This window comes from Pseudomonas sp. P5_A12, assembly GCF_056400685.1.
The window spans coordinates 1-3,767 of record NZ_JBFUKU010000409.1; the positions used below are offsets into that span (position 1 = coordinate 1).

General features: G+C 46.6%; 6 protein-coding genes. All 6 read right to left on the reverse strand.

Going from position 1 to position 3,767, the window contains the following annotated elements; all coding sequences use genetic code 11:
* Window positions 1–217: contact-dependent growth inhibition system immunity protein (locus AC1DSG_RS28920; RefSeq protein ID WP_477793929.1), on the reverse strand; the 217-nt coding region annotated here is incomplete at its 3' end.
* A 242-nt stretch (window positions 218–459) separates the two neighbouring features.
* On the reverse strand, window positions 460–747 hold the full coding sequence (locus tag AC1DSG_RS28925; RefSeq protein ID WP_477793930.1) for a hypothetical protein: 288 nt from the start codon (window positions 745–747) through the stop codon (window positions 460–462).
* A gap of 251 nt (window positions 748–998) precedes the next feature.
* Entirely contained in the window at window positions 999–1,286 is a 288-nt protein-coding gene (locus AC1DSG_RS28930) for a contact-dependent growth inhibition system immunity protein (protein ID WP_477793931.1), read from the reverse strand.
* A 156-nt stretch (window positions 1,287–1,442) separates the two neighbouring features.
* Complete coding sequence (locus tag AC1DSG_RS28935; RefSeq protein WP_477793932.1) at window positions 1,443–1,862, reverse strand: DUF6896 domain-containing protein; 420 nt, start codon at window positions 1,860–1,862, stop codon at window positions 1,443–1,445.
* Window positions 1,863–2,025: 163 nt separating this feature from the next.
* Window positions 2,026–2,529 carry a DUF2247 family protein gene (locus AC1DSG_RS28940; protein ID WP_477793933.1) on the reverse strand — a complete coding sequence of 168 codons (504 nt, stop codon included), beginning with the start codon at window positions 2,527–2,529 and terminating at the stop codon, window positions 2,026–2,028.
* A gap of 6 nt (window positions 2,530–2,535) precedes the next feature.
* Window positions 2,536–3,767, reverse strand: a 1,232-nt coding sequence (locus tag AC1DSG_RS28945) for an RHS repeat domain-containing protein (RefSeq protein ID WP_477793934.1), incomplete at its 5' end; no start/stop codon positions are given.

Below are 3,767 nucleotides of genomic sequence, written 5' to 3' on the forward strand. Positions count from 1 at the left end.
CTCGCAACTCTATCTCGTTCACTCGCAACTCTATCTCGTTCATATGCCTCTCTAGCAAAGCAGCAATTTCATTTTTCACAACCGAAATTGTCTCGGCTGTTGAGTCAGACAAAAAAAATCTAACAACATCATCCGCTGCGTGAAATTCACACATCCAGTCTTCATGAAAATAGGCGCCCAAGAACTGGTAGAGCTGCGAAAACGAATTATCGATCACTTGCATACCCCGTGAATATGATGTAGCCGGACGGCGAGTTGTTAGTTCTCTTCAGTATTAGCTTTACGACGGAAAAAGGGGACAGATTTATTTTTCAATAGAAATTACCCGACAGTTACCCAAGTGGATTGATCCTCGAGACTTGCCTTCAGTAAGTCTTCCCGCCACTCGATGATGGCCCACTTGAGTATGTCTTCGAAAAAACCCCGAACATTTTCCATCTCGTCCCACCCGGCAGGAAATTACGAATACGCTTGAGGGTCATACTTCAGCAACGACTGAAAATCATAACTTTTATCCCGCAATGCTTCTTCTAAGCATTTAACCATCAAAAACTTTTGCCGGTATGGCGGTCTCCATTCAGGGTCCAGACAATATTCAAGTATCAGAACCTCTCTATCAGCGGGATTATTAGGGTCAAATCCCTCTAATTCCTCACCCAAAGTGTGTTCACGATCATATATATCAAAACAACCTAAAAAATATGACGGTGTTGGAACGTAGGGCTTACCACTTCCAGAATAAATCATAGTTCTTCCTATTTACTTGATTGGATACAGTGTAAACGGCACACCGGTTTTTCGATCAAATTTCATTTCTATTCGATTCATTTTTATTAGCTTTGGATTTTCCTTGGATGCTGGATTAGGGATATACCCCTCTCCTGTTCCGGGAAATTTCATCCTTACAATATTAGCGGGAACAAAGGGGACAAAGGGGACGGATTTATTTTTCTACACATACCCATGACATGCGTGCCGTGAATTAAGCAAGGCACTTTCTAAAGCATGTCAAAAACATGCTCCAACCAAGATTTTCCTGAGGGCCACGCATAGGGGTAGTAGTAGGCGCATCCAATTTCTTCAAACAAAAACGTCTGTAACTCCTCTTCGCTCTGGACAGTTCGCAATACCACCTGCAACTCATCCTTCACTTGAGAAATCCGTTCCTGAGATGATTCTGCAACGAACGCCCGGACGACATCATCTTCCGACGCGTGATCAAAGCACCAATCTTCATGGAAATAGCCAGCCACAAACTGGAACAGTGCCGGAAATCTCGTACTCATTACTATTCATACTCTATAAGTACAGGAAAAAAGGGGATGGACTTATTCACCGACGACTCTGCCCGAAAATTGCTTTACCGTTCAGAAACGGCTTCTACCATGAGACAAAGGGGACAGATTTATTTATTTGCAAAATAAACAACAACCAATAAAACCTCACCAATTAACTTTATTCTTAAAGTAGAGATTCGACATTGAGCCAGAAACCCTCTCTACTTTTCCAAGACCCATGTATTCATTGAAGTCTCGTTTTAGCGCATCCTGATCTATGTATTTAGGGTGTAGCAGAGGAACTTCACATGCGTAAATGTATAGTCTCCACACATCAAATCCATCGACACGTTCGCCTGGCCCGTAATCGAAATCAACGCATATTTCCGGAAAATACACCCTACAACCGACACCATGCAGTTCGTAATTTATGCCGTTTAAAATTTCACCTCGCTGCGGAATTTCCATTGCTCGCCACAGCCGAAGAATACATTTATTACCAAACCGATCCTCTAGCAAGTCTGTAGCTTTTTCTACCTGAGCCAGAAAGTCATCAATCAAACATTCTAAATCTTCGTTTTTCATCTCTTGCCCTCACCAATCTATCATGCCCTACATTAACGGCAGACTCTTTAACCTCATCGATACTATTGAAAATACTGTGATGGATTACAATATCTTTAATCAATACGATACTGACTTTAAAATAACGGGACAGATTTATTTACATTTTCTATATTTATCGTTGCTAGGTGAATCTATTTTGTTGTTCAAAAAAAACTTTGTAGGTGAGAATAACCTCTTTCCAATTTTCAAATAGTTGCCCTTCAGATCCGTCTAGTCCTTCAGGAGGAGGCATATACCTAATTATAGAGGAGATCTCTACTGGATAATCGAAGTCTGCGTACAGCTCCCCCACTATTTCAAGTGGATTTTCATACTCATCTTGATGCTCAAATAGAAACGAGAGCAATAAAAAAATCCAAGGCTTTGCAGGTTCTTCCGTTTTGGGTGACGGCTCTTTGTTTACCAGTGATTCAAGTAGGTTGCTTACCAAATATTTTTCTTCAAGTAGCAGTGAGGCCAGCTCAATAGCTTCTTGTGAGGATTCAGTAGTTAAGGCTTCGCATGCGTATTCCGAAACTCCTTTTTCATCTATAAATCCGTGCTCGAACCCATAGAGAAGTTCAGCCCAGTTTAGCCACGGGGTTTTGTTGTGTATGTATTGGCCATCGAGTAATAGTTTTTTCATTAGCATCTACTTAGGCAGCCTGGATGGAGTCTGATTTGGTATTCCAGTTACTTTTCCATCCGGAATAAATCTCTGATGAGTTAACTCTAGCTTTAAATTTACAATCCATTCATAAATACCACTTTTATTATTCACCACCCCTACCAACTGTGTGAGCGTATTATTTGATCCATCACCGCCCTTTAGTGAAAAGACCCTCCCCTGAGCAGGTATCTGATCAACAACGTAGCTAGGGGCTCTGTGCATTGGATCTTCTTTCAGAGCGCTTCCTACTGGTTGAGCAGCATTTATTTCTTGTGCTGCATAGCCCGCGCGTTGTCTCTCAAAAAGAGCCGCATTATGAGCTGAGTTATCCCTGGGCTCTGGGAGTGTTGGCGTTCCCTCATCAACCCTAACGCCAGTCGTATTATCCGGCGCCCCACACCCAGGCGTGTTCGGTAGCGGGCAGTTCCCGCTCAACCCCAACGGATCAACCCACCCCGTCGGATTCGGCGTGTATTGATACGAGTTCAGCCCACCCGCCAACTTGATCGGATCAGGCGTCAGGTACCGGCCAACATCCGGATCATAGTACCGATGCCGGTTGTAGTGCAGACCGCTCTCGGCATCAAAGTACTGCCCTTGAAACCGTAACGGTTGCTCAAGCTGCTCGCCCCCGCCGAAGGCCAGATGCGTGACTTTGCCGTAGGCGTTGTACTTGGCCGACCAGACAATCTCGCCACCAAAATCGGTCAGTTCCTGCGGTGTGCCGAGGTGGTCGAGTTGGTAGTAAAACGGGCAGGCTTTGCGTGGGCCTTTACCGTCGAGCATGGCCAGCGGGCGGAAGCTGCCGGGTTCGTAGATGTAGCTGCGGTAGTGATCGCGGCTGCTTTCGGCGATGAAGTTATCGCCTTGCCAGAAGAACTCGGTGGTGTGGCCGTCGACGGTTTTGGCGATGCGGCGGCCGAAGGCGTCGTAGCGGTAGCTGGCGCTGCGGCCGTCCGGGGTGGTGACGCCGATCAGGCGGTGTTGGAAGTCGTAGCGGTAGTCGGTGACGAGTTTATGACCGGTGCCGCGGCGTTCGCGGATCAGGTTGCCGAAGGCGTCGTAGTCGTAGTGGCGGTCGCCTTGCATTAGCAGGCGATTGCCTTTGACGGTCGCGGCGCCGGGGCGGTCCTGCATCAGCAGGTTGCCGGCGGGGTCGTGGGCGAAGGTTTCCGGTGGATCGTCGCGGGTGTGGCGGACGCGGGTCAGGCGGT

Coding starts and splice junctions, on each gene's coding strand:
- AC1DSG_RS28930 (WP_477793931.1), bottom strand. CDS start 1,286: ATGAGTACGAGATTTCCGGCACTGTTCCAGTTTGTGGCTGGCTATTTC.
- AC1DSG_RS28925 (WP_477793930.1), bottom strand. CDS start 747: ATGATTTATTCTGGAAGTGGTAAGCCCTACGTTCCAACACCGTCATAT.
- AC1DSG_RS28935 (WP_477793932.1), bottom strand. CDS start 1,862: ATGAAAAACGAAGATTTAGAATGTTTGATTGATGACTTTCTGGCTCAG.
- AC1DSG_RS28940 (WP_477793933.1), bottom strand. CDS start 2,529: ATGAAAAAACTATTACTCGATGGCCAATACATACACAACAAAACCCCG.